Origin of the sequence: Legionella sp. 16cNR16C, assembly GCF_021297775.1 — a bacterium.
In the GTDB taxonomy this organism is placed as follows: domain Bacteria; phylum Pseudomonadota; class Gammaproteobacteria; order Legionellales; family Legionellaceae; genus Legionella_C; species Legionella_C quinlivanii_A.
Genome location: NZ_JAJTMX010000001.1, coordinates 577,213 through 603,029 on the forward strand (window position 1 = coordinate 577,213; position 25,817 = coordinate 603,029).

Genomic DNA, 25,817 nt, shown 5'->3' on the forward strand with positions numbered 1-25,817 from the left:
AAGGTCAGTAAAGTGGATAAATATACACCGCCATTTAGACAAATAAGAGGCCCAATGAGCAACGATATTCGATTATTTTTAGACAACAGCCTGGAAACACTTGCCAATGTGATTGCAGAATTTGATTCAATGGGTCCTTTGCAGAATATGCATGAAAAATCCATCCAGGCATATACTATACGTTGTGCAAAGCTACTTCGTGAATTAATTGATTCGCAAAATCCATTAGAAGCATTGGAGCAAGCCCTTCGGAATAATTGGAAGTTGATAAGAAACAGCTTACTTTCATATACAGCCTTACCATTTCATCCATTGACCGCTATCTGGTGTGAAGCGGCGAAGCTGATAGCTTCCTCCAGATCCAGAGCCGAAGAACCTGTAAATCCACTTTTATTATTAATTCCTGAATTGCAGTGTGTAATCTCTCAGCATTTTGATTATCCTGATCTAACACCGGTTTATAATCAGACAACTGGCCAATGGGAAATGGATCTCCTGAAAATTCTGTCCACACATATTTTGAATGATGCAGGCACTCATCTTATTCCCTTAAGCACCTTGCTTAAACTGGATGAAACGGTGGGCTTGCCGGTAATTTATAACCCCTATTTCGATGATAATACTGATCCGGCATTAGTTGAACTAAAGGAAAAGGAAACTTTCCGTTTACACCATTATTCTTTTGATACACAGATCATCTATGAAGCAAAGCAACGTTTTGATGTGCTTGCTGAAAATAATGAGGGTTTATTAGGTCAGCTAAGACTCCTGCGCAAGAAGATGAAAGAAAACAGCAGGCAGGGAGGCCAGGGCACTGAATTGGAGGCGGGTGCGTATTTTGATAATAGCATGCTGGATTTCATCAGTTGGTATAATGAAATTGAAGATCATAGTGAAGAACCCAATGAAGTCAGGCTGTTCATTCAAACACTTCGTGATTTCAGCGGTCCTCTGGTCAGGCCTTTTAAAAGATCGCTCATTGTCAAGACCCTTCAAATCGTTGAACAATTATCTCCGGATGATAAAAATGTGTTTCAGCATTATTTTGCTCCTTTGAAAACCATTGTGGCAATGAATAACCCCGGTCCGGAGCAACTGGAAGAGGCAAGGCAAATCATTTATCAATTGCTTGTACAATTAGGTATTATCACAACCGCCACACACAATAACCCTCTTCCTCATGCCATTCCCGAACCGCTCGCTCATAAACTAGGCAAGCTCAAACGATACGCGTTTAAAAAAAATAATCAGGAAGATCCCAACACCTGCCTCTCTATTTTGGGAACCAAACTGGATAATCTGTTAATCAGGCATTCTGAAGCATTATCTCGAATCAAAACGAGTGATGACCGGCAACAAGTGTTAATGGAAAAAGCACTCAAAGATTTCCGATCAGTTAAAGAATCATTTAAGGAAAAACTGGATAAGGGTGAACCACTGAATGGTCATGACAAATTAATGTTAAATCGTAACATTCTTAATGAGTTGAATCTTAGACTGTCATTTGAGCATTCTCAGGACCTGGAAATTTTAGAAACGCTAAGTGCAGATGAGATTAATTCCCTGTGTAGTGATGAAAGGCTGGTATTGTCTTTACTTCACAGAAGGAATACCGACCAGCTAATTCTCTTTGCCCTGACTGCATCAACCGATAAACTGTATGCGCTTCTGGACGGGCTAAGTCAGTCCTTACTTAATGGGGACCAAAAAAATCTGGAAAAATTAATTCCCTTGTTGCTCCATCTTTCCGATGCCTTTGAGATTGAGCAGTGCAAGTTGATATACGAAAGAATTAAGGACTATATCCTTCGTTTATGTACCGATAAAACGAGTATTTTTTCCGGTGATCTTCTTGCGCCGCTTAGACAGGCCAAAAAACAACTTTTGCTTGATACCATAATCAATGAACTTCCAGATTCGATTAAAACAGCAGCCTCTTTTTGTAAAGTTTATTCGCTGCTTCATACGAACAGCATAGAGAAAAATGAACTATTTTTCAATCAAATGCGACCCAGACTTCCTGGTATGATGAGAACAATAAATGGCAGCACTCAGGTGTATAACAGACTGAGATCTGAGCATCGTGATCTCATTTTTCCTGATGGTCTGCTGAATCAATCAGATAAGGTAAAAACGCTCAATCAGTTTATTGCACTTTTCAATAGCTTAAATTTTCAGGAACGAGAGCATTTGTTCGCCTCATACAAGCCTATGCTTCTAACGTGGATTAAATCATCAACTCATTTATTGCAACTATTTAAAATCCTGATATCGTATCAATTTGATGAGCTGCTTTCAGAAATACAGCTCGATAAACTGGAAATAAAAACGAGCTCTCGAGAGGTACGCTCTGCACTTTCAAGTAAATATTCCAATCAGATTCCTCATAATTATCTTTCTTTGATTGTTCCTTTGACTAGAATTGAAAACGTTCATTCCTTTCAGTGTTTATGGGATGCCATCGAACCTATCAACCAAGAGCAACAGGAGGTAATGCGAAAGGCCCAGCGTTTTGACATGAGCGGCCCTCTTCCGGAAACAAGCGCTGAGTATGAATTGCTTCTCAGTGGAGCAGATCGTCATTTTTTAAATATCTCCAGAGCCCATATTACTTATCTTTTTGAACGTATTGAATTTCGCATCGGAGGATTATTACACAATTCCACTTATGTTATCTCACAAGTGCTGAAAGGACTGAGTGAAGCGCAGCGTGATAGAGTATTTGACAAATATATTCAACCCAAATTAGCTATTTTAATTCGCAAGCCTCAGGATTGGACAAATCTGTTATTTTATCTGAATCCTATTCAACGTCGAATTATTAATAAGTTCGTCTTTGACAATCTTCAGCTCTCGCAGTTATTTACTAAACAAAGTGATTTCATAGATGGCCCCTTCAGATTTCTTGAACCCGAACAAATCCATATTATATTTTCAAGTCAGAGACACTCCCTGCAAAAATGTATTAATTCGTTTGGAGCCTTCACTCAGTTATTAACCAATTTAGCCCGTCCCAAAAAAGAAAATAAGGAGCTGTTTGATTTATTTAAAAACAATTTAAGCCGTTGGAAAGGCAAAGATGCGGACACTATCAGTCAACTCTTTTCTTGTTTAGAGGATACACAAATTCAGGAAGCCTTCGATCTTTTGAAAAGATTTATACCTGAACATATTAGCTCAGCAAGAGACCTGATTTTAATTTGTCGGTCTCTGAACAAGAGCCAATTTGAACAGATACGCTCTAAAATAAAGTTTAAAGCAGACCAGTATTCGATTACAGAAACATTGCATGTGCTTCGCCATATGTCTTCCGGTGAACGAGCGGCAGCAGTGGATACTATTTTTGATTTTTTGCCTGATCAGATTAATTCACTCAGAGACTTTTCTGAACTCAGCAAACTCCTGGGTTCAACTCAGTGCGGTGCTGTATTTATAAGCTGTTTGGATAAATTATCGCCCCTTCTGTCTGGAGTAAATGAATACCTTCAATTTATCAAATCACTAGATTGCGTACAGGGCTTTTTAATCTATCATGAAGCTTGCAAAAAACGCCCGGAATTGATATCCGAAGCCGTCTTTAATACTCTGATTGGAGCATTTGCGGATGCTTCGCAGGGCGGTCTCACACTGAGCATACTAATCGAGTTGGGCAGATATCTGCCGCCAGCACCCTATCAGCTATTGATCTCAAAAACGCATCACCTAATCACTCCTCGCTTAACGACGGTAGGTGATTATCTTAATTTCCTTGAATTATTGGAGTTTGAAAAGGCTTGTCTGATTTATCCAGAAATAACCAGGAGTCTTTCTAAGCAATTATCCCGCACTATTTTCTGCCTTATGCTGGAAACTCTTAATGATTCGCCGGACAAATTTTTAGGTTTTTGCAACAACCCTTATTTTCCTCTGTCGAATTGGCTTCATACCATCGAGGATTTCCTTTATTTCATGCAAAGAGGTTTATTTCTGAATACCGATTTGTTTCTTGAGGCTGCCAAACCTTTTTTACAAACGCTCAATCCATCGGCCAGCGAGAAAATCAGGTTGAGCCATTGTTTACTCCCTGCTGAATACCAGAAGACAGTTCAATGTTTTCCAGCGCTCAGCGAGGATATTGAGCAAATCGATTACCCTGGCCGTAATCCACAGGCTTTTTTTGGGTTCAAGCGGAAAAATGCCGATGTTCGCATGAAAGATTGCAAACGGCAACACCGCGCGGAGCCTGGCCATGAACAACCACAGAGTACTTATTCCCTGGAGAAGACTGACGCCCTTTCAAACTCATTCAGTTCTATATTCGATGGAGAAATTGATGACTGGTTGAAGGAGGAACTTGAGAGTGAAGGTATGGAGCTTGAAACTGGATTTCTAAGATAGCAAGAGAAAATCCCCTCTCTCTAACTCTCTCCCCTGAGGGGAGAGAGGACTTTAGGAAAGATTCATTTAAAAAGTCCCCTCTCCCAAGCTGGGAGAGGGCGTAGGGTGAGGGTTGATTTAAATCGCTGAGAATCAGCTACCATTCCTGCCAAATTGGCTTGCAATACTCTGGTAGTCTGGCCTGTCGCCCCAGGGATATTCTGGACATACCCTCACCATGAAAATCAGAGCCGCTTGAGGCAAGTAACTGATAGCGAAGACAAAGCCCCGCGAGTTCCTGGGTTTCATTTGCCATTCCTTCACCCGAAACCACTTCCATACCCTTCCCGCCTGCCTCCTTAAATACAGTGATCAACTCATGCAGTTTGGTACGGGTTAATTTATATTTTGCTGGATGCGCCAAAACCGCCTGTCCGCCAGCCTGGATAATTGTTTGCACCGCCTCTTCAATTGAAACCCAGGGGGTCGGTACATAGGCAATTTTTCCATGACCAAGAAAACGGCTAAATGCCGCCTGTTTCTCTACTACTCTACCCTCATCAATCAACAACTGTGCAAAATGCGGACGTCCAATTCGGCGATGGCCGGCTATTGCACTTACCTTGGTAATGACGTCTTCAATCCCAAGCTGAGTCAGTTTTTCCGCTATTTCCAAAGCGCGTTGATGACGATTGGCTTCCTGGTTCTGAATGAGTGCACTTAGGTGTTCGCTCTGCAAATCCAGTTGATAACCCAGAATATGAATATCGTACTTCTTCCACCGTGTACTGATTTCTATCCCAGGAATTATACGAATTGCTTGGTGTTGCGCCAATTCGATGAGACGAATACTGCCTTCTATCGTGTCATGATCGGTCAATGCCATTATTTCAAGCTTTGCCTGGAGCGCTTTAAGCAGTAATTCTTCGGGAGAGTGCAGACCATCAGAAAATGTGCTGTGGCAATGTAAATCAATCATTTGGGTATCGCTTTGGATTTGAAGAATGCAAACTCTTCTGGCTGTATAACAGATGATTATATCAGCTTATCTGTTTTTCCACACCCCTGATTAACTTAAATTTTATACAACATGGATAAATAATTAAATATCCAGTAAAACACGCTTCAAAAGATTATCAACACTTATAAAGAAGCATTACAGCCACTGAGTGTCCATGAAAAGGTACTCTTTGCTTACGCATAACGCTGCTTGCCAGAGAGCCTGTAGAGGCCATAGAGAAGGCATTGTAGAGCTCTCGTAATTACCAGGTTGTGGGCCGTCTCAACGTCATCCTGAACGCAGTGAAGGATCTCCTGATTCTGGCTCAGTTCCAAGCAGTCTGAGATCCTTCGCTACGCTCAGGATGACGTACCTGGGGAGTTATGAATTCTCTTAACTTAATGGCAGGGGATTTGGTCTTAATTCACGCTTAATCGCTTCGCAGGAATGACATAGGGCGACCGAGACAGCTTGCGAAATACCCATCACTTAGACTATCCTTAAAGTACGTTATTTAATCCCCATATTGCATTGAGCAGTACACTACATAACAAACATATTCGTTTGCCTGAACTAACAGTTGAAAGGCTGGCGAATCTATGTGGTATTTTCCACGAAAACGTCTCCCTTATTGAAGAAAAATTTTCTGTGTCGATTAAATCGAGCCAGAGCGGTTTTTCATTGTCCGGTCGTTCCCGAGACTCCATCAGCCAGGCTGGAAGCATTATTGTCGATTTATATGAAATGGCTGATGCGCCAATAAGTCGGGACGATGTTCAATCCCTGTTGTTAATTAAGGAATCTAAAAAACCTATGCATCATCCAGTCAGATTAAGCAGAAAAACGATCCTGGCTCGAAATCCCAGGCAGGCAGAATATCTTTCAAGTATTGATTCACATGATATAATTTTTGCTGTGGGCCCTGCCGGTACAGGTAAAACTTATCTGGCAGTTTCCAAAGCCATTGAATGTTTTGAAAAAGGCGAAGTTCAACGGCTTGTTTTTGTAAGACCTGCCGTTGAAGCAGGAGAAAAACTGGGTTTTTTACCCGGTGATTTGGTCGAAAAAGTATTACCTTATCTTCGTCCTGTTTACGATGCCTTATATGAGATGATCGGCTTCAAGGAAGCGCAGAAACTCATTCAAAGTGACGTTATTGAAATTCTGCCCCTGGCGTTTATGCGAGGCAGAACCCTCAATGAGGCATTTATTATTCTTGATGAGGCGCAAAACACAACGATTATGCAGATGAAAATGTTCCTGACCAGGATGGGATTTGGTTCTAAAACAGTAATTACTGGCGATATGACGCAGATTGACTTGCCTAAAAATATAGACTCCGGTTTAATTCATGCCGTAAAATTATTTGAAAAGCTGGACGATATTGCCATACATACTTTTTCAAGCCGGGAAGTCGTCAGACATCCTCTGGTATCAAAAATTGTGGATTGCTACGAGCAGCAGCAATCCGAGGATGATAAACAATGACTTATCACGTTGACGTACAGGTAGCCTGCGAGAAACCCCTGCCCTTTGCAGAAGAAACAGTAATCAGTTGGGCACAATCCGCATTACTCACTCATAAGCCCTCCGCAGAAATCACTTTACGATTTGTAGATGCCGGGGAAATTCAGGAATTAAATAACAGTTATCGCAAAAAAAACAAACCAACTAATGTGCTTGCCTTTCCAAGCGCTATTCCTGAGCATATAGAACTCGATTTCCCCTTTCTTGGCGATGTCATCGTTTGTCCTCAGGTGTTGGACGAAGAAAGCCGTGAACAGGAAAAATCGCTTGAATCCCATTGGGCTCACATCATCATTCACGGCGTACTTCACCTGCTGGGTTATGATCACATCGAAGCCAAAGATGAGCAACAAATGCAGCAACAGGAAATCCAATTGCTTGAACAATTCGGCTTTCCTAATCCCTATAACGAAGAGGATGAGCATCTTGAATAAAGAGGACGAAGGCGGTTCGTGGTTTGTGCGACTGAAGCAGTTTCTTCAGGTTGAACCGCAAAACAAAGACGAATTAATCAGCCTTTTAAGAGATGCACAAATTCGCTCTCTTATTGACTCTGAAACCCTGGGGATGATTGAAGGCGTTATACAATTCAGTCAGATGCGTGTCAGAGACATTATGCTCCCCAAAAAGCAAATTACCTTCATATCACTTCATGATGATTTTAATAAAATAGTTGAGACAGTCACAAGCTCAGGCCATTCGCGTTTTCCGGTAATGGATGACGATGAGGATGATATTATCGGTATTTTACATGCCAAGGATTTATTGAGATTTAATGGGCACACTGAGGACGAATTTGATTTAAGTGATATTATCCGTCTCGCCACGTTTGTACCCGAAAGCAAACGTCTTGATGTGTTGCTGAGCGAATTTCGAAATAACCGTAATCATATGGCCCTGGTGGTAGACGAGTATGGTGCTGTCAGCGGCTTCGTGACTATTGAAGATGTAATCGAACAGATTATTGGCGATATTGAAGACGAATTTGATATCGATGAAGAGGCCTATTTAAAAGCACACGGCGATTCACAATACATTATTAAAGCACATATGCCAATTGAGGAATTCAATGAGCAGTTGAACTGCCATTTCAGTGATGAAGTTTATGATACGATCGGCGGTATCGTGATGGCGGGTTTTGGATATTTGCCCAAGCGCGGCGAGATAATTACCCTAGATCAGTTTGAGTTTAAAGTAATTAATGCAGATGCCCGACGGATTAAGCTTTTATCCTGTCTGGACAAACGACCACGCGATAAACATCTGGATCAATCGTTTGCTTTGTGATTGGACTCAGATCAATGACTTCCAGGATAAAATAGCATGAACAGTAATATTTTAATTGTTGATGATGACACAGAATTAACCGATCTTTTAGAGCAATATCTCGAACCAGAGGGGTTTAATGTAGTCTGTGTTCATGATGGAGACAGCGCGGTCAAAAAGGCGCTAAACCAATCCTTTGATGCCATTATTCTTGATGTGATGTTACCCAAACTCAATGGCTTTGAAGTTTTAAAAGCGATTCGAGAGCATTTGGAAACCCCTGTTCTGATGCTTACCGCTCGTGGCGATGATATTGATCGTATTGTTGGCCTTGAAATTGGGGCCGATGATTACCTGCCAAAGCCTTGCAATCCCCGTGAATTAGTCGCGAGATTACGAGCTATATTAAGACGGACTCAGAAAATTCCAGTTCATCGTCCTGTTATTGAGCATCATGACATCCTGGTAGACTGTTCCAAACGAATCGCTACCCATCATGGCGAGGTGATGGAATTGACCAATGCAGAATTCAATATATTAGAAATGCTGATTAAATCCCCCGGCCAGGCGTTTTCCAAGGAAGAATTAACCGAGTATGCTCTGGGACGAAAATACACCGCCTATGACCGCAGTATCGATGTGCATATCAGCAATCTACGTACAAAGCTTGGAGATAATCAGGAAGGCGAACCTTTCATTAAGACCGTCCGTGGCTTTGGGTATATGTTTAATGCGTAGTCTGTACTGGAAAATCTTTCTTTCCTTTTGGCTGGCTACCATTCTGATTATTATAACTACCGCTTGGGTAACCAGTGAAATTGCTCAAAAATCGTCAATACCGGCACGCGAACACGTTTTTATGGATAGTTATGCCAATGCAGCCGTAGCGACCTTTGAATCAGGTAAACACACCGCTTTAAAAACCTGGCTGGCGCAGATTGGAATTGCCAGGCATATGGAATTGTTCTTAATTTGCAGCACCGGTGAAATTATTGGTAATCAGTCGCCGCCTCATGTCGTTAAGGATATTACTGAACATCTGGTTAAAGAAGAACTTGATGACGGCCTGATAAAATATGGAAATTTAATTATTGTCAGTCATGAGATCCTGTCAACATCAGGTAAAGCCTACCGTCTGGTGGCTGTCAGTGAAAAACCCCTGGCTCATTTTGTACAAATTCCCTGGGCAGGACTCACCATTCGTCTGACCATTGCCATTTTTATTAGCGGCCTTATATGCTACTTGCTCTCAATTTACCTGACGCAACCTCTTCGTTCATTAAGAATGGCCGCCAGATCCATTGCCACTGGTAAATTAAATACTCGGGTAGGCAGCTTCAAAGGACACAGTCGCGATGAAATTGCCGAGCTTAGTGGAGAATTTGACCGTATGGCTGAGAAGCTTGAAGCGATCATCAGTTCTAAAGAACGATTGCTGCAGGACATCTCCCACGAATTGCGCTCACCTCTCGCCAGATTGCAGATAGCGATAGAACTGGGACGCAAGAAAGCTCAAAGCGCTGCAGATACAGAATTTTGCCGTATGGAAGTGGAGTGCCTCCGTTTAAATACCTTAATCAGTGAAATCCTGCAGTTCGCACGTCTTGATAAATCCGCAGATGAACTGCAGCGTACACCCTGCAATATTAAAGAGTTACTTACCCGGATTATTGCTGATGCAAATTATGAGTTTGCCAATTCAAAACCACTGGTAAGCTTACAAAACAGTGTGGATTGCGTGCTCTATATTGACGAGCGCCTGATTCACAGAGCCATAGAAAACATCATTCGCAATGGCTTACGTTATTCGCCTCCCAACGAACTCGTTACCGTCCATTTAGATATAGTAGAGGACAATTTGCTGATAGATATCTGTGATTGCGGCCCGGGAGTTCCGGAAGACCAGCTCGAGAATATCTTCAACCCATTTTATCGGGTTGACACATCCAGAGAAAAGAAAACAGGTGGATATGGTCTAGGCCTGTCGATTGCACAAAAAGCAGTGAAGCTGCATCAGGGCCAGATTAAGGCGTATAATCGTCCTCACGGTGGTTTGCAGGTAAGAATCATTCTACCCATCTTAAGCAATCAGCCTGCGCCTCTCCTTCGAGAGGCTTCTGCCTGAATCAATTTAAATCAAATACGCCACTTGTCATTACTGCAATTACCCAGTATATTCCTTCCTCTTTTTAGTTTTAAATCGATTGTAAAATGAACGAAATCACTAAAAGCACCCCTTCTCTGGCTGTTTCAGAAATTCGCAAAATACTGCCTGATTTTAAACCTCTGATTGGTATTGTATTGGGATCAGGGCTGGGGAGTTTTGCAGAACAGATTGAAGACGCGGTGACTATCAGTTACGACAGCCTGCCCGGATTTCCCTGCACAACAGTCAAAGGGCATAGCGGTAATCTGGTATTGGGGAAACTGGCAGGTGTTAATATCGCATGTCTGCAAGGCAGAGCGCATAGCTATGAAGGTCAGAACCATGAGATTGTCAAAAATTATATACGTACTCTGAAGTTATTAGGATGTGAGTATTTTCTTGCCACTAATGCCTCAGGCTCGTTACGTGAAGAAGTAGGCCCCGGTGAATTAATGCTGATCACCGACCACATCAACTTTCAGCCAGGCAACCCCTTGGTAGGTCATAATGAAGAAGAATTCGGACCACGTTTCTTCCCGCTGGATAACGCCTATGATCTGGCAATGCGTCAGAAGTTTTTGCAAATTGCAGAAAAGACTCAAATCAAGCTGCATGAAGGCGTCTACATTTCAGTGATTGGCCCTAATTATGAAACAGCAGCTGAAATTCGCGCATTTCGCATTTTAGGTGCGGATGCCGTAGGCATGTCAACTGTGCCTGAAGTACTGGTCGCTAATCATTGTGGAATGAAAGTAGCAGTTATTGCCACCATTACCAACCACGCCACAGGGCTTGCAAGCTGCAGTCATAGTCATGATTCGGTAGTGGAAATGGCCAATCAGGCAGCCAAGCGTTTAAATATTCTGGTTAAAGAATTTATTGCTAGTCTGGCATGAATATAGAAACCGGATTTGCAGACTTTTGTCTGGAAAAGCAGGATATTAAGACAGCACAGTCCCGGCAGGCTATTGTATCCTGCATTGATTTAACATTGTTGGATGAGAAAGCCACTGAACAACAGATTAGCGAGCTGCAATTCAAAGCGAATCAGTATAAAGTGGCCGCTCTTTGCATCTATCCGCAACATTTAGCCTTTCTGGCACCCCAGGATATCTGCAAAAGAGCGACCGTGCTTAACTTTCCCAGTGGCGATTTGCCAGCAGCATTGGTAATGTCACAACTGGAAGATACTCTATCGGCTTATCCAGTTGATGAAATAGATTATGTGTTTCCCTACTCGCTGTACCTGAAAGGATACAAACAGCAAGCACTTGAGCGCTGTCGGCAAGCTCTATCCTTATGTCAGCATCGAAATGTTTTATTCAAAGTAATTGTGGAAACCGGTCAGTTTACAGAGTCAGACTCTTTGTATATCCTGGCTCGCGAGCTTATAGATTTGGGCTGTGATTTCCTAAAGACCTCGACTGGCAAAATTGCCATTGGCGCAACACCCTTATCTGCCTACACTCTTCTCAAAGCTATCCAGGATTCTGGCGCCTCAGTCGGGTTTAAAGCCTCGGGCGGTGTTCGTAAAACTGAGGACGCATTTCTCTACGCTGAAATGGCAACGCTATTACTCAAAAAAGAAATCGCCCCTTCCTGGTTCAGAATTGGAGCAAGCAGTCTGCTGGATGAGCTAATAACGGCATGAGTTTCAAAAACCGACAACCATTCCCAGCCATAAGAAAAGACCATACCAGGCATTACTAATAAACGCTCTGAAACAGGCAGCAGGCTCACGGTTGCTGATTAGATATTGCTGATAAAATAAATTGGCTCCTGCGGCTATCCAGCACAGTGCCAGCACGCCATTAAACAACTGGGCACTGAGCAGTAAATAGAACCAAAGGGCGTGAACGACTGCCTGCAATAAACCAATTATCAAACGATCATTATCTGCAAACAGGATAGCACTCGATTTAACTCCAATTTTCAAATCATCTTCACGATCAGCCATTGCATATTCTGTATCATAGGCGACAGTCCACAGAAAATTGATGAGAAGCAAACTGATTGCGATAGAATCCAGGGGAACATGGGAAGCAGCATAAGCCATTGGGATACCCATTGAAAAAGCCAATCCCAACACCGCCTGCGGGACCTGAATAAAGCGTTTGCAAAAAGGATACACAATGGTAATGAGTAATGCGAATAAGGCATAATATGTGCAGGCCAGCGGTAGTTGAACCAGGATCATCAGGGCAGCAAACAGCAGAAAGAACAGGTAGACCAAGGCATTTTTAAGCGGGATCTCCCCTGCGGTCAAAGGCCGATGTTGTGTGCGTCGAACATGACAATCAATTTTTCGATCAGCAATATCATTGATGACACAACCTGCAGCCCGCATTAAAATAGTGCCGGCTAAAAACTGCAGAAATAAAATCAGGGAAGGATGGCCCTTATTGGCAAACCATAATCCCCAGGCGGAAGGACTCCACAGTAAGATAATTCCAATAGGTTTATCAAAACGCCCTAATCGATAATAGGCATGCCAATTCATTTTTTAATCCTCGACAAATCAGGCAATAAAATTTCTATCAGATAAAATGGAAAATGACCGTTGATAATAAATCGTGAATAACGTACCCACAGTTTAGAAGCGTTTCGTATTAACTCTTCTTTAATCCAATAATATTCCTGAAAATTGTTATCGATAGAATAATGACTTAAAGACACTCGCTCCACATTTGGGCTGTTAAAAACGATCTGCCCCAGGGATTCCTTTTGTAATCGATTAAAAAAAGAGTTATTCTGCTCAAAAGTGGATTCTGGTATCACAGAACGTGCAAACCAGCAGCATTGATTCCCTGAAAACATCATTACATCCCGATGAATTACACTTTCTTCCGAGATGCCTAGGAAAAATCGATCCCACCAATTGCGTTTTGTCATGACCTGCTGAATTAATTCCAGACGCGCATCGCCCGTCTCCTGCCTTAATTTTTCAGTCAATGCCGCTTTATGAGTCAGCCATGTAGCCCACTCGGCTGGCGGTAATAGCGTTTGCATAGGAGAATCGTCTCATTCAAAATTTCGACTAGTATATCATAAGAAACACGAGTTACTGACAGGCAATTCGGCTGATGCTGAGACGCCCGCTGGCGGATATATTCAAAGAGCGGGCATTGTTGCCCTTACAACCCGTTGCGGTAACACTTAAATTCATGGCCCCGCTGGATGCAAAGCCCATACTATTGTAACTGACTATACTGGCATCGGCATTGACCCGAGTTCCTGAGGGTAAGGCTTCATTGACCTTCACTAAATCATTATTGCTATCGATGAGATTGTTGTTATTGGCATCCACAAATACAATCCAGCCCTGTGCCCACTGGCTGGCGGAACCGCAGGTGGTTAAAGCGGCATTTCCTGCAGAGCACACCGATACTCGCACTCCGCGCTTAATAGCTTCCATTCGAGCGAAATTCAAACTGGCTGACAATCGATTCACCATGGCAACTACTTTATTATTTTGGATTAAAGCATAATAACCCGGCACCGCCACGGTGATAAAAATGGCAGCAATGCAAAGAGTGACTATCAATTCGGTCAGAGTAAATCCTTTTTCAACTATCCTTTTCATGCTGGTTGTTCGTTGAATTGCCTCTGATAATTATATCATACAGTTGAGATATACGACTAAGACCGTGACAAGCTTCTGATTCGTCCCAATCGATTGATGATCACATCGGAATATCTGTTCCCGGCAAAAAGCTTGAATCGCCCGCTGGATGCTGCCTGGGTAGGATTGGCTGCAAAAACCAGAAACTTGTCTGAAAGAAATCCCTGCCATTTAATCAGGACATTCCGGCAATTCCAGTGCCATTGGTGTTGCAATAAGCTGGTTTCATATCGATGATCAGGGGTATCAGCAAGCAAAACCATTCCTTTTGTCCAGTCATCACTGGCGTGCTCAGCCTGTAGTACCATCGGTTTTCCTGAAAGAATGGCCTGATTTCTGGCAAAATGAAGCGCCTGAATCAGCTGATTCTGACAGACATTTAAGCGAATCTGCTGATCATTATTTTTTAGTAAGGGAGAGATTATAGAGAATGAAATAAGGATGAGTGCCAGGCAAATCAGGCTTTCAATGAGCGTAAAGCCGGCATAAAGTGGGCGACTGGACTTCCTTGAAGATTTTGAATGGATATTCACTTTAACAGCTTTTTTACATGGGCTATGCAGATAATAATTTCATTATAACTCCGATAAGAGAATCAATGGTAGCTTTCAGCTAATTTGTGTAGGTAGGGCTAATGAATAATCAGGTTAGTCTGTAAGTGCGTGATCTAGGTACGCATACAGTGTATAACGATATCGTACCCAAATACGTAATCTCACAATAGGGTTTTTAAATCTTTTTGACAACACTTATCTTATGACCTATAATTCGGTCATATTAAAGGTTTTAATTAAGGTCATACCATGCAAACATTATTTGCAACACAGGTAGCAAGTATTAGTGAATTAAAAAAGAATCCTACCAAACTTATTAATGATTCTCATGGCAAACCTATAGCTATTTTGAATCATAATACAGCAGCAGCCTATCTAATCCCGGTAGAAACATTTGAGCGATTAATGGATCTGATCGATGAAAATGAATTATACAAAGTAGTTGAGCAACGTTTATCTTCTCCCTTTGAGTCAATTAAGGTTGATATTGATGAGTTATGAGCTTCATTTTCACCCTATTGCACTGAAAGAATGGAAGAAATTAGCAAAAGGACTTCAAGAACAATTTAAGAAAATATTAAGACGACGTCTTGAAAATCCGCACGTTATTTCAGCTATGCTGAGTGGGACATTAAAAGATTGTTATAAAATGAAATTACGTCAATCAGGTTATCGATTAGTGTATCAAGTTAATGATAATAAATTGATTATAACTGTTATTGCAGTTGGCAAACGGAATAAAAATGAAGTTTATGATGAGGCAAATATTAGAAAAAAATAACGCAGTGTTACAAACAACAAGATTCTTATTTTGCTTAGCAATTGAGCATAGAATTGGTGCGATAAATAAAATTAGTTGGAAAACCTAAAACGTCTAACAATATTGCTTCTTATTTATAAATTGAAGAACAGCCTTATCTTCGTTTATTCATCTATCAATTTTCCTTCTTTGATGCGTCTCGTAACCGCATAATACAAAAAAGGAAAATTGATTTCATCTTACTTTGTATAAAGTATATCTTGTACACCTTAAGACAGCGCCATAAGACCAAGGACCAACCTACATGTAGTATGTGATAATTAGTTCAGAAGTGTTTTCAATTGCAAAAGATCCTTATAGGCCTTCTTTTTATCCATTGGTTTTCTTAATAAGTAGGCCGGATGATAGCTGACGATACAAGGAGTGCCTTCATAATGATGCACGCTTGAGCGCATTTGCGCCATTGAGAGGGCCTCTTTTAATAAAAACTGTCCTGCAAAGCGCCCCACGGCCAATAAGGCTACTGGTTTAATTATCGCAATCTGCCTTGTTAAATACTGACTGCAGCGGACAATCTCATCGCCATTCGGGTCACGATTATCAGGCGGGCGACATTTCAATACATTGGCGATGTAAACATCGTCTTCAGAAAAGCCTATACTCTTAAGCATTTGGTCGAGTAATCCCCCTGCTCTGCCCACAAAAGGCTTTCCCTGTTGATCTTCATGATAGCCAGGCGCCTCACCAATTACCATTAATCGGGCTTTTGAATTACCTCTTGCAAAAACGGTTTGTCTTCTGGTTTTATGCAAAGCACACTGCTGGCAGGATGCCACTTCCTGACAGAGAACATTCAAATCATCAGAATCCGGCGCTTTTGCCATCTCTTCTGAACGCTCCTGCCAAAGCTCAATACCCATCTGCTGTAAATAATATTGCTGTAATTCTTTATTCATCGATCAATTAATGCGGTGATTCATGTGAATTGTGCCAGATTAATGAGTAAATTTCGACATCTATTCGGAACTGCTCAAATTACTTTCGTAATAGATGGTCGGTAGCTTTCTGCATTAGCCAGATTAGTCAGACTAGGAAATTCATGCGATTTATAACGGTGTAAAATACTTTCTGCCTCTTTCAACATTGCAAAGCAATTAAATTGCCATTTACTTGCTTCCAAAAGTGTTTGCAAGTCGCTAACTATGTCAGAAAGTTTGCAGGATGCTTTATTTTGAAACCTTCTGAGTTCGTATGCAAAAAACGACCTATCAGACTGATCTGTAAATATTTGATTAAAACTTCTTTTATGAAATCCTGTATCACTGTTCTTGTCCGCAAGATATATCAATTCGGAAATCAAGTACTTAACAGGATTCAGTCGGGGGAGTACAGAGCTTAATACCCAATCATGATATATCATCATGCCAGGATTTTGCAGGAGGGCTTCAAAATAGCTGATAACGCTTTGTTGTGACATTGAAGGATTCATTGACAACTGGGTAATTTCCGATATTAAAGTCACATTGCTAGAATTATACATTGATCTATTCCGGCTTATAAAACTGAAGAACTTAGGTGTGAACATAGCTTTGTCGCGAAGTTCACAGTCCTTTATTTCCTCGAGTATCTCTTTCAGAATAGAATGGATATCAATGGGCTCATCCATTTTAGAAACAGCATGAAGAGTTTTCTCTAATTGAGTTGAAATTGTACTGGGCAAATCAGGGATTAAGGCTGATAAGCGAGCATATTTTTCTTCATTATCAATTAAATAACCTTTTTTTAAATTAACCAATAAATTGCTAAGTGATGAAACCCGTTCTGCAGGCTTTACCATTTCAAGACTTAGAATTAACCAGCTAAAGCAATTGATATGGCGCCCATGATAATCGAGCATTTCCTTTGCACCTTCAAACTCAGTTGCCATGCGAATAAACGAGTCTTGCTGATTTACCAAGCTCTCAGGAAGATGCCTGACCCAGGTTTTTACGGGCCGCGTTGCCAAGGGCATCTCTTGTAGAAAACCAGCTACTTCCTCAAAAGTCTCTGCATCACGAATTCGTGGCTCAAGCCAAAGATTGAAAAGATGATTTACTGCGTCAACTGTCAAGTCAATGTTTTGCAATTCTGTGGCGGTAATATCGAGTAATAGCTCCTTCATTGTCCAGAATCTAAATAATTTGGATACACTCTCCTGATCTGATAGAAGCTCGATACTCGCTAGTAAATCGTTTTTATCGCTTACAATATCATCAATTGAGCAATAATCCACCAGCCAGTCTCTGAGAGCACTTTGATTGGCAGTAAACTGCTTTAAAAACCCTGTGAGTGACTTAAACTGTAATATCCACTTTCTTAGAACATTAGAAGCACTTTGAGAGAATGGGAATATGGAGGAATAACTTGCTTTAATACTAATAGAATACAAAATAAAATCTAATTCCGATTGATTAAATTGATGGTTTGAAACCAGGGCTGCTAATTCATTTTCACCCAGTACAGTATTCAATTTATTAATAAACTGTGAAAACTCTTCTTCGTTCACAAACCAGTCTGCTGCATTTTTAATTACCAAATTCAAAAAATGCTTCAAAAATTGAATATTTTCCCGAACGATTAATTCATTGATGGCCTCAACTTTTGAAAACTGGTTGGGGAACTTTTTTATCAATAATAGAATGAAGGACGAGAGAAACGGTGTGGCACTATCATATTGATGAAAAATCGCTAACCCTTCACTCAATGTCTTGCAAGAACCCAGTAAGCTTTCAGCAAGAAGTTCACGAAATATATTAGCACTTGCAACTCTCAGATGCCTTTCTAATGTATTTATCGACTGTGAACTTTTGCAAACCTCTTTCCAACTTGGAGCAAGAAATTTCAAAATTTCTATCTGCTCGCTTTCCGTATAGTTATTCAATAGTTGGGCAATTGTTTCATAACTATATCTATCAACCGATATGGATTTTAGTTTTGCAGATACTGAACTCAAGAATTCTTTATACGGTTTTTCAGTAGTTTCTCCCTGTTTCCTTGTTTCCCGATAAGGGAAGACCAGATCGAACAGTGTTTCAAAATCAATCACTAATTCTGCTGCCATATTACTTTTTTCTTCCATGCTCAGTAATGGATTGGCGATCATTTCTCTTGAATATAAGCGCTTCATTGCCCCAGGGCAGTTAATCCCATTATCTACATATAATTTGCGGCTACTTAAGGAGGTTAAAGCGCTCTCCATTAGTGATTGTAAATTGTCAGTTTGCTGTTCCTCTCCCATTAAAATAAAAGTCTTTAATATCGGATAACGGTCCACAAATAAATTCAAAACCTGAGAAATGTCGAATGCGCAAGGCGTAATTCTTGGCCCTCCAAACCGGTTTAAAACATTAAACTGCTGACGCTCAGCTTCAGTAAACTGATCGGGGTCCACAAAACGCATCATCACTGCCAGCAGATAGTCTTTTAATGTGGCATCTTCTAAATAAACGGTCTTAATACTGAGCTTATCAATTTCGGGGTTGGGCGGCAGGGCTTTCCAATAGTGATAAAATTGTATTGCAGCTTTTTTAGCCATCTCCTGATCGGCTAAAGCTTCTGTGCCATTTCCAACCCATGAAGACGCATGCAGCCCGCGGGCTAGTTCCCTAAGTTTGGCAGCCAACGAATTATCCTGGTAAAAATAGATTTCTGCCTGCTTTAAATAATTATTTCCTTCATTACCGGCAATGCTATATAAAACCTTAATGTCCCACTCACTTACACCAGGAAATCGAACTGCTGGATCTTTGGAGAATAATTTTTCTGGATGCGATACACTTCGTTCATAAATCTCACGAACAGGTACTAATTGACCATTGGCATTTAAGAAAAAATGCCTTGGATTAAAGCGGCTCTCCCCATTAACTTCTTCTTCAGTTTCATCTTTGAGGGAATAAACGGGCCAACACAGCAAATCTTCACTTCTTCCAAGTAATACACCACAAACTGCTTCCTCTTTTTCAGCAATCAAGTGGGCAATTTCGACACATAACTCATTTAAAGGGTAACCAGGATAGCAAAAATAATTAAATGGCTCTCTCTGGGTGTAGTTGGATCTTCGAGCCAACAGCTCTCGCAGACAGGCTTTTATTTCCAGATCTGATTTTCCCGCTAGATTTTTTAGGCTTTGAATAATAATAGCTTCGTCCCACAGCATTCGCTCCACTGTGATTGTATCAATATGAGTAACTTCAATGTCTGATATTGGTTGGTAACTAATTAGAAGTGTATTAATTTGATTAAACAGTGACATAGTGAGTATGGTTGAAAAATATGTTTATATAATATCAAAATATACTTTTTTTTAGCAAATCATCATAGACAGGAAGATAATCTGTGATTACCTGGAAGTGGAGTTATAATCCTTCTTCTAATGCTATCTGGATTATGAGCAAAACAAAAAATCCAACTCAATTATTAGATGAAACTAAAAAGCATCTCCTTACAAATAAAGAAGGTACATTGGCAATTTAGTTACCATGACGCAGTGGATTGAGTCGTTCTTCATGCTCAGGGATGTGTTCATAACGCCAGAACATTGCAGCGGAATTGATTGAATAAGCGGGAGACGTCTTTCCTTTTAAAATTCCTGAGATAATCTGTTCTAATCGTCCCCTCGAAGAATTGTATCGATGTTCAAGCGCGTTTAAGGCTGTTTGCAACGCTTTAATTTTTTCGAGTGAAGTCAGCCGCTCAGACTCCATCGTTTTAATCAACTCTATTGCGGTTTTCCGTTTTTCTTCCGAAAGTTGGCTCCCGAACGACACAAAAAGAAAGGAACTGCCAAAACCTATCTGTTCGAGATAGCCCTTGAGTTCACCAATGGCATAGTTACAATCGAATTTATCAAGCAACGCCTTCTCTTCCGGAGTGTAATGGGGCAATAAAGCCGAAAACTCTTCTTCAGTACAACCTAATTGGGTCGCTGAAAACCGGGTTGGAATCAGTTTTTGAATTGTTTCCCAGCTAAAAATAGTCTTAAGATCTGTAAGCTCACTTACAGATCCTATAAAGCGTTCCCAGGGAATTAAATCCAGATAGCGTTCTTTGTCTTGCTCAGAGATTAATTTAGCAAATTGTGTAAATAGCTCTTTTGAGCTAATTAAGGATGTATACTTCGCGATTACTGTCAAGCGCTCAAGCCCGGAAGTCGCCTTCACCACACTTAGCAACGTGGCGCTATCGTTTACTTCCGTAAGGAACTGAGTGAACAGCTGCTCCCGTAAAATATCCTGTACTGGAAAGCAAGTTTGCCAGCGAATATATTCTTTTAACCATGTATTGAATGAATCGATGCGGGTTTTTATCTGGTTTGCGACTATAACTGAACATTTAACCCAAGTTTCAAAAGAATAGAAATTATCGGGCGTTATCCATTCATACAAATGGGGACCGACAAAATTAATAATCGTCTTTCGCTGCCTACCTTCCTCTGTAAGAAGTGGTAAAACTTTAAGCGTATTTTCGCAAGAGCCAAGCAATACGGTATATTTATTTTGTAGTTTTCCAAAGACCAGGTCCAGTATCGAGCTATCGACCTTCTTTGTTAAGGCACAAAAATCATCTACTGTGTGGACATCTGGCGCTAGAATTTCAGCATATTGTTGCTTCAGAAAATTAGATGGCGCGCTCTTTAAACGCGACTTTAACAGATTGTATTTTTCCAGGGTATTATATTCCTGAATCAGCTTCTTAACATGCGCTTCGATAATCACTTGTTGTTGCGCTTCAGGAACGAAAGAGAAAAGGCTATGTAAACTGGATTCATACGGGAAGGCCGCAAGACGATCATGAATGAGGGGAGTGACTGATGACACTAGCGCAGGGGTATTTTTCAGGCGCATCAAACAACTATAACTTTTTATTCGCTCCCCTATAAATACTAATCCTTCAGGACGTGCGGGAACACCGCAGTTGCTTTCTATGAGCAGCTGCATGAACTGTGAATCAAGATTGCCCTCACCATCGAATACAGGGGGGCGTTGGCGCAATACTTCAAGCACAGCAGGCAGTAAATCTGCCATGGCCGGCAACTTTTCCACGGACTCATTAGGGTTATTTTGAATTGGGATATGATAAAGCGCTGGGTATTGGTTTAGAAACTCGGACAAAATATTAGAAAGCTGATCGGCACAAGGGAAGACGTCCTCTGCCAGAACACGCCTACCCTCTTCCTCAGTGATAGCGAGCTGCATATGAAAAAAAAGCGTTAGAAAATAACTCTCCAATGGTAAATCGTACCCATAGGTCTCAAGTTTAATATCTTTCACAAAACATATTTCACCTGGTGCAGTACCTTGCTCCTGAGGCATACTTAGTTCAGACGGGAGCTGTTTCCAAAGAGTGTAAAATGACTGTACCGCATCGCCCAGGACCTTATTGTTGACCATTTCTTCTGAACCGGCATCCGATACCGAAGCTTTTTTAAGTTCAGTCGCCAACTTTTTTATCGCAAAGCCTAATGAATTATTATCATAGCGTTGAATATGATTTTGTTTTAAAGCCTGGATAAAGGCCCTGCTCGCATCCCCTGCAACATTCGACAGATTAAGAAAATCCTGCCCGCCAAATTCGTAGGACAGCGTCGTTCCTTCCGGCTGAAAGTCCAGTAATATATGATTACTGTCCAGTGAGGCCGTTTCAAATACTTCCTGAATGGGGATTAACTTGGTATAGTTTTGATTGACTATAAAGTTTTCAACCTCAAAATGACCATTGTGTTCAGTTTCAGATTTGAGAGAAAAACAGGCCCTGTTTAAACCAGTAAGTCCCGGCATTAATATTTGACACACGGCCTCTCCTGGGCCAGCAATTCCTTCTGCTACCTTGAGGCAAAATTGATTGATGGGTAAAAAAGGGAAACGAGTATAAGCAATCTGTTCTGTTTTAAGTGTTTTCCAGCGAAGGGCTAGATAATGTCTTATTTCTTGAACAACACTTGCGGACAAAACGGAACTTTCATCGCGAGCAATAAACCGGCTAAAGAAAGAAAAGCTGTACTGAGATTCGTCCTGTATCGTTTTAACTGTTGCTGCCTCAACCCCTGGAGGTAATTCTATTGGTGCATCTTTGAAGGTTGTCAGAAAATCTTTAAGCTGTTTTACTGTAATCATGAAATACACCACAAATTGCAATGCGCTATTTTAATACAATCTGACTACAATACTCAAATGGACGATTACAAAATTAGAACTTTGTTTAGTGCCATTCTTTAATTGAGATCTTAAGCAGTACAGGCGGCATAGCGTCCTTCGCAACGACACAGATTGAGAAATGTCTGGGCAGTCTCCTTTTTCCTATACTTATCGACGCTCTAACATTCTATACACATCGTTATCCACAGATTTTGTGGATAAGTAAGCCTGCCATTTGAAGCAAATACAAGTTAAGAAACCTTTGTAGTCACGGAGTTTGAAGGGAGAGTGTGTTTTAAAGCGGTGAAACAAGGGGAAAGACCAAAAAACTTATCCACAAAAGGCATGAATTAGATAGAATTTTTGGAAATGCATTGTATCTTCTTTTTTTTAGAAGAACCAGTCTTGACTTTTTTTCAGTGCTTTTTTAGAGGGCAAACACTTCGTTAACAACCTAATAATTAATAATAAATTACTTTTGAAACGTTGTTTGCAAGATGGATTTCCGCCTACGCGGAATGACACTATTTAAAGTCATTTTGACCTGATAAGCTACCTATTTCTTGAATGAAATAATTAGAGGCTTATAGATTATGCAGATCTAGGCACTGATAGTATAACTGCAAGCATGCTCGTACCAATGATCCGTTGGTGTGGGCTCTTTTGGGGAGTTAATCTGCCAATAATCCGTGGTGGAATCTATTTCCTGTAAATCACCCTCTCGAACGATATCCTGCAAGGGCTCTTCTCCATTTTTCAGGGACTCACAAAGTCTGGTCAAAGCCGCCCAGGCTTTATTTTCACAAATTTTAAGAATACGATTCACCTGATGAGGCAGCAAATCCCATTGCCCAAATAAGGCAACCTGATTCAATTCATTTTTATGTAGTAAAGACTGCTCAAGTATTTTAAACTGACGGCATAATTCATTTATATTTTTCTCAGTTTTATTTTTTAGTAATTCGACAAAGATACGGAATAAAATATGAGTTTCTCCCTTAATCAAACTCAAACTGTGCAAGGCCCGTAATGGGGAATGAGCAGAGTTCGCATGCCGTCCGTCTTTATATAAGCTTAAATCACTGCTTTTTTTTATCCATCCATAGGGAATGTCCAGAAATATAGGATAAATCGATTGAAAAATTCGCATATTGGTTTTCACTGCTTTCTTCTCGATGACTTTAGGGAGTTGGCTATCAAATAGCCCGCCTGAGTTTTTTGATGTCCTTACAGGGTCTTTTTTCTCGATTTCAACATCTGTGAAATACATATCCCTTAATTGTTCAATTTTTCTAGCACATATACCCTGGCTCAAGCCAAGTTTTGCCAACTCTTCAAACCAGTCACGATTACCTCTGAAACAGCTGTAATAAATCGCTTCCTCGATACCAGAAAATTTTACATGCAAGTATTCTGCATTTTCAGCTCCGTTTTCAGAAAATTGATACCGGGTATCGATATAGCGTTTAGCGGCTTTATAGCCTTTTTTGAATAATTTATCCTGATCCTCTGCAGAGATATCAAATTGGGTCGCGCTCACATTCCCAATAGGAATAAGCACAGTTTGTCCACTATAATGCAACAATTTTAAACGGTCCTGTTCCCATCCGCTGACAGGGTCCCGTACCCCGGTGAGCAGGCCATAAATCCAGTTCCATAAAAAATTTTCTCTATAAATACGATGGACAAACCGATTCAAAATCCTGCGCTCCGGTCCATTATCAAATTGAAAAGCAACCAGTTTCAGACAATTCTCATGCTCTGATTTTAAAAAAGTAGTTTTATCATCGCTAAAGGCTTCTGTAGGCAGATTACTCAAAATCCCGCCATCGTTATAGGTATTGCCATCCGGCAGCAAGGTCGGTTTAAAAACAATAGGAAAACTGGACGACATAGCCCCCGCTTTACTGACCTCTTTGTGCGGCGAATGCTCATAGGAAAAATAAACTGTTTTTCTTTTTTCTTTATTCGTTGCCGTTACGATAAGCTCTTCGCCCAAACAACAATCAGGATATCCTTCCTTTAGGCGCTTTAAGGATTCAAAACTTATCACCCCTCGTTCAAAAACCTGATTTCGTAAGGCTTTGGCTTCTGCTTTGCCTGCAATCAGCTCATAATCGTATAAAATCTGATCTACTTTTTTGATAATCATGAAATCCAGTGCTGCTTTTAAGGCATCTGTATCCGAAATCCCTGAGCTGTCAATATTATAATGGACAATGTTTTCTTCCTTAAACTGCTGAAAGAAAGTAAGGATTTCTGACCATGAATATCCGAGATAACACAGAATCGCCATAATGGCACCAGCAGAACTACCCGCGAATTTACTGGGCTGTATTCCACTGTCCTGGAACGCTTTATAAGCGCCGACATGCGCAAAAATCTTCGCTCCTCCCCCGCAAAAGACCATTGTGTCTATTTCAGGGCGTTTTTCAATTATTAATATTTCTCCTGTATCCGGATGCTGGAATACTTCTGCTTTATCTTTTTTTAAGACAGGGCGAAACGTATTGGGTTTGGACCGCTTTTTTTCAGGCTTTACAGACTCTTTTTTGTCCGTGTAGATGTTCACCAGTCGTTGCCATAAGCGCAGATACCAGGCAGGAGCAGTAATAAAGCGCTCCACCTTTCGGTATTCATACATGGCTTTCATGCGCTTTTTAGGGTCTCTGACATGGATTGAAAAAGGATGCGGTGAATTTAGGATAGAATCGTATTCCTGATTTTCAATATCCAGAGAGGAGAGGCTTTCCACCATATCATCCGTTAATCGGAGACGCTTGGTATTTAATAGGGGTTCTTCCTGCGGATCGCCTGGCTGATGGTATTTGTTGATTTGTTTTGTGGTGCAAAATTGATTTAATCCAACTAGCAAACCGTATTGCCCCTTGCAAATTTCCAAACCATTAAGCTGATAATCAAAAGTAAGTTCTACAGGGGATAAAGGCCATTGATATGATTTTTTTCGATAAAATATCCAATTAACAATTCTACCCCACCAACTTAAACCTACCTCCGCAGTATAGCCTCGGTAATCAGTAGTGGCGGCGTCGCTTAAAAAAGCTCGATGGGCATTGTTAGCGTGGGATTTCCAAAACCAATGGTTGAATTTTTTGCGTGATTTGTCGCTTAGGCCATTGTAATCAATTATTATTTTCTCTTCATCGAATAAGTAATCAGCTAAAGAAAACTGATCATCGGGTGGTTGCCCGTTAATACGTAGCCATCCATAGTATGCAATCAAAACAAACTTTTTTAATAATTGGCTATTGGGGTGAAAGACACTGTTTTGAGAAATCAATTCCTTCAATACCTGGTCTCTGTCCATAGAGTAATCCTTTACTTAAGATGAGCTTTGATATCTGTAAATTCCAGGTTCTATAGATCCTGCCCAGTTGCTAAGCTGCTTATCTA

At 40.8% G+C, this 25,817-nt stretch carries 19 protein-coding genes; 10 read left to right on the forward strand and 9 right to left on the reverse strand.

Going from position 1 to position 25,817, the window contains the following annotated elements; translation table 11 throughout:
• Window positions 1-54: 54 nt before the first annotated feature.
• Window positions 55-4,377, forward strand: coding sequence for a hypothetical protein (locus tag LXA66_RS02670; protein ID WP_233011803.1), 4,323 nt, complete (start codon window positions 55-57; stop codon window positions 4,375-4,377).
• 136 nt (window positions 4,378-4,513) lie between these two features.
• On the opposite strand, the gene LXA66_RS02675 is transcribed toward LXA66_RS02670, so the two are convergent.
• Window positions 4,514-5,335 carry a PHP domain-containing protein gene (locus LXA66_RS02675; protein ID WP_233011804.1) on the reverse strand — a complete coding sequence of 274 codons (822 nt, stop codon included), beginning with the start codon at window positions 5,333-5,335 and terminating at the stop codon, window positions 4,514-4,516.
• A gap of 552 nt (window positions 5,336-5,887) precedes the next feature.
• Here LXA66_RS02675 and LXA66_RS02680 point away from each other — a divergent pair.
• From LXA66_RS02680 to LXA66_RS02710, 7 genes are all read left to right on the forward strand, one after another.
• Window positions 5,888-6,844 (forward strand): PhoH family protein, encoded by a 957-nt coding sequence (locus LXA66_RS02680; protein ID WP_165483119.1) that lies wholly within the window; start codon window positions 5,888-5,890, stop codon window positions 6,842-6,844.
• Entirely contained in the window at window positions 6,841-7,317 is a 477-nt protein-coding gene (gene ybeY / locus LXA66_RS02685; RefSeq protein WP_233011805.1) for an rRNA maturation RNase YbeY, read from the forward strand. The genes LXA66_RS02680 and ybeY overlap by 4 nt, the downstream gene beginning before the upstream one ends.
• Window positions 7,310-8,170, forward strand: coding sequence for an HlyC/CorC family transporter (locus tag LXA66_RS02690; RefSeq protein ID WP_233011806.1), 861 nt, complete (start codon window positions 7,310-7,312; stop codon window positions 8,168-8,170). The genes ybeY and LXA66_RS02690 overlap by 8 nt, the downstream gene beginning before the upstream one ends.
• A 36-nt stretch (window positions 8,171-8,206) precedes the next feature.
• Window positions 8,207-8,887, forward strand: coding sequence for a two-component system response regulator CpxR (cpxR, locus tag LXA66_RS02695; RefSeq protein WP_112218444.1), 681 nt, complete (start codon window positions 8,207-8,209; stop codon window positions 8,885-8,887).
• Window positions 8,880-10,274, forward strand: a complete 1,395-nt coding sequence (gene cpxA, locus LXA66_RS02700; protein ID WP_233011807.1) for a two-component system sensor histidine kinase CpxA — start codon at window positions 8,880-8,882, stop codon at window positions 10,272-10,274. The genes cpxR and cpxA overlap by 8 nt, the downstream gene beginning before the upstream one ends.
• Before the next feature lie 86 nt (window positions 10,275-10,360).
• Window positions 10,361-11,191: a purine-nucleoside phosphorylase gene (locus tag LXA66_RS02705; RefSeq protein ID WP_233011808.1), complete on the forward strand. Its 831-nt coding sequence runs from the start codon at window positions 10,361-10,363 to the stop codon at window positions 11,189-11,191.
• On the forward strand, window positions 11,188-11,946 hold the full coding sequence (locus tag LXA66_RS02710) for a deoxyribose-phosphate aldolase (RefSeq protein ID WP_112218447.1): 759 nt from the start codon (window positions 11,188-11,190) through the stop codon (window positions 11,944-11,946). Before LXA66_RS02705 ends, LXA66_RS02710 begins: the two co-directional genes overlap by 4 nt.
• A gap of 3 nt (window positions 11,947-11,949) precedes the next feature.
• Here LXA66_RS02710 and ubiA read toward each other — a convergent pair whose 3' ends face one another.
• The 4 genes from ubiA to LXA66_RS02730 are packed head-to-tail and all read right to left on the reverse strand — an operon-like array spanning window position 11,950 to window position 14,450.
• Complete coding sequence (ubiA, locus tag LXA66_RS02715) at window positions 11,950-12,795, reverse strand: 4-hydroxybenzoate octaprenyltransferase (protein ID WP_233011809.1); 846 nt, start codon at window positions 12,793-12,795, stop codon at window positions 11,950-11,952.
• The gene (locus LXA66_RS02720; protein WP_233011810.1) at window positions 12,792-13,304 is read right to left on the reverse strand and encodes a chorismate lyase; all 513 of its coding nucleotides are present in this window, start codon (window positions 13,302-13,304) and stop codon (window positions 12,792-12,794) included. Before LXA66_RS02720 ends, ubiA begins: the two co-directional genes overlap by 4 nt.
• A gap of 52 nt (window positions 13,305-13,356) precedes the next feature.
• Window positions 13,357-13,878: a GspH/FimT family pseudopilin gene (locus tag LXA66_RS02725; RefSeq protein ID WP_112218450.1), complete on the reverse strand. Its 522-nt coding sequence runs from the start codon at window positions 13,876-13,878 to the stop codon at window positions 13,357-13,359.
• A gap of 56 nt (window positions 13,879-13,934) precedes the next feature.
• Window positions 13,935-14,450, reverse strand: a complete 516-nt coding sequence (locus LXA66_RS02730) for a GspH/FimT family protein (protein WP_233011811.1) — start codon at window positions 14,448-14,450, stop codon at window positions 13,935-13,937.
• Window positions 14,451-14,720: 270 nt separating this feature from the next.
• Here LXA66_RS02730 and LXA66_RS02735 point away from each other — a divergent pair, with 270 nt between their 5' ends.
• The gene (locus tag LXA66_RS02735; RefSeq protein WP_136635195.1) at window positions 14,721-14,972 is read left to right on the forward strand and encodes a type II toxin-antitoxin system prevent-host-death family antitoxin; all 252 of its coding nucleotides are present in this window, start codon (window positions 14,721-14,723) and stop codon (window positions 14,970-14,972) included.
• Window positions 14,962-15,252, forward strand: a complete 291-nt coding sequence (locus tag LXA66_RS02740; protein WP_233011812.1) for a type II toxin-antitoxin system RelE/ParE family toxin — start codon at window positions 14,962-14,964, stop codon at window positions 15,250-15,252. Before LXA66_RS02735 ends, LXA66_RS02740 begins: the two co-directional genes overlap by 11 nt.
• A 299-nt stretch (window positions 15,253-15,551) precedes the next feature.
• Here the strand turns inward: LXA66_RS02740 and LXA66_RS02745 are convergent, their stop codons facing one another.
• From LXA66_RS02745 to vpdC, 4 genes are all read right to left on the reverse strand, one after another.
• The gene (locus LXA66_RS02745) at window positions 15,552-16,187 is read right to left on the reverse strand and encodes a uracil-DNA glycosylase family protein (protein WP_233011813.1); all 636 of its coding nucleotides are present in this window, start codon (window positions 16,185-16,187) and stop codon (window positions 15,552-15,554) included.
• A 74-nt stretch (window positions 16,188-16,261) separates the two neighbouring features.
• Window positions 16,262-19,426 (reverse strand): hypothetical protein, encoded by a 3,165-nt coding sequence (locus LXA66_RS02750; RefSeq protein ID WP_233011814.1) that lies wholly within the window; start codon window positions 19,424-19,426, stop codon window positions 16,262-16,264.
• Window positions 19,427-19,739: 313 nt separating this feature from the next.
• The gene (locus LXA66_RS02755; protein ID WP_233011815.1) at window positions 19,740-22,382 is read right to left on the reverse strand and encodes a hypothetical protein; all 2,643 of its coding nucleotides are present in this window, start codon (window positions 22,380-22,382) and stop codon (window positions 19,740-19,742) included.
• A 622-nt stretch (window positions 22,383-23,004) separates the two neighbouring features.
• Window positions 23,005-25,731, reverse strand: coding sequence for a Dot/Icm T4SS effector VpdC (gene vpdC / locus LXA66_RS02760; protein ID WP_233011816.1), 2,727 nt, complete (start codon window positions 25,729-25,731; stop codon window positions 23,005-23,007).
• Window positions 25,732-25,817 lie beyond the last annotated feature (86 nt).

Excerpts from the sequence above, each read along its gene's own strand:
- LXA66_RS02670 (WP_233011803.1), top strand. The coding sequence starts at position 55 with ATGAGCAACGATATTCGATTATTTTTAGACAACAGCCTGGAAACACTT.
- LXA66_RS02675 (WP_233011804.1), bottom strand. The coding sequence starts at position 5,335 with ATGATTGATTTACATTGCCACAGCACATTTTCTGATGGTCTGCACTCT.
- ybeY (WP_233011805.1), top strand. The coding sequence starts at position 6,841 with ATGACTTATCACGTTGACGTACAGGTAGCCTGCGAGAAACCCCTGCCC.
- cpxR (WP_112218444.1), top strand. The coding sequence starts at position 8,207 with ATGAACAGTAATATTTTAATTGTTGATGATGACACAGAATTAACCGAT.
- cpxA (WP_233011807.1), top strand. The coding sequence starts at position 8,880 with ATGCGTAGTCTGTACTGGAAAATCTTTCTTTCCTTTTGGCTGGCTACC.
- LXA66_RS02705 (WP_233011808.1), top strand. The coding sequence starts at position 10,361 with ATGAACGAAATCACTAAAAGCACCCCTTCTCTGGCTGTTTCAGAAATT.
- LXA66_RS02710 (WP_112218447.1), top strand. The coding sequence starts at position 11,188 with ATGAATATAGAAACCGGATTTGCAGACTTTTGTCTGGAAAAGCAGGAT.
- ubiA (WP_233011809.1), bottom strand. The coding sequence starts at position 12,795 with ATGAATTGGCATGCCTATTATCGATTAGGGCGTTTTGATAAACCTATT.
- LXA66_RS02720 (WP_233011810.1), bottom strand. The coding sequence starts at position 13,304 with ATGCAAACGCTATTACCGCCAGCCGAGTGGGCTACATGGCTGACTCAT.
- LXA66_RS02725 (WP_112218450.1), bottom strand. The coding sequence starts at position 13,878 with ATGAAAAGGATAGTTGAAAAAGGATTTACTCTGACCGAATTGATAGTC.
- LXA66_RS02735 (WP_136635195.1), top strand. The coding sequence starts at position 14,721 with ATGCAAACATTATTTGCAACACAGGTAGCAAGTATTAGTGAATTAAAA.
- LXA66_RS02740 (WP_233011812.1), top strand. The coding sequence starts at position 14,962 with ATGAGTTATGAGCTTCATTTTCACCCTATTGCACTGAAAGAATGGAAG.
- LXA66_RS02745 (WP_233011813.1), bottom strand. The coding sequence starts at position 16,187 with ATGAATAAAGAATTACAGCAATATTATTTACAGCAGATGGGTATTGAG.
- LXA66_RS02750 (WP_233011814.1), bottom strand. The coding sequence starts at position 19,426 with ATGCTGTGGGACGAAGCTATTATTATTCAAAGCCTAAAAAATCTAGCG.
- LXA66_RS02755 (WP_233011815.1), bottom strand. The coding sequence starts at position 22,382 with ATGATTACAGTAAAACAGCTTAAAGATTTTCTGACAACCTTCAAAGAT.
- vpdC (WP_233011816.1), bottom strand. The coding sequence starts at position 25,731 with ATGGACAGAGACCAGGTATTGAAGGAATTGATTTCTCAAAACAGTGTC.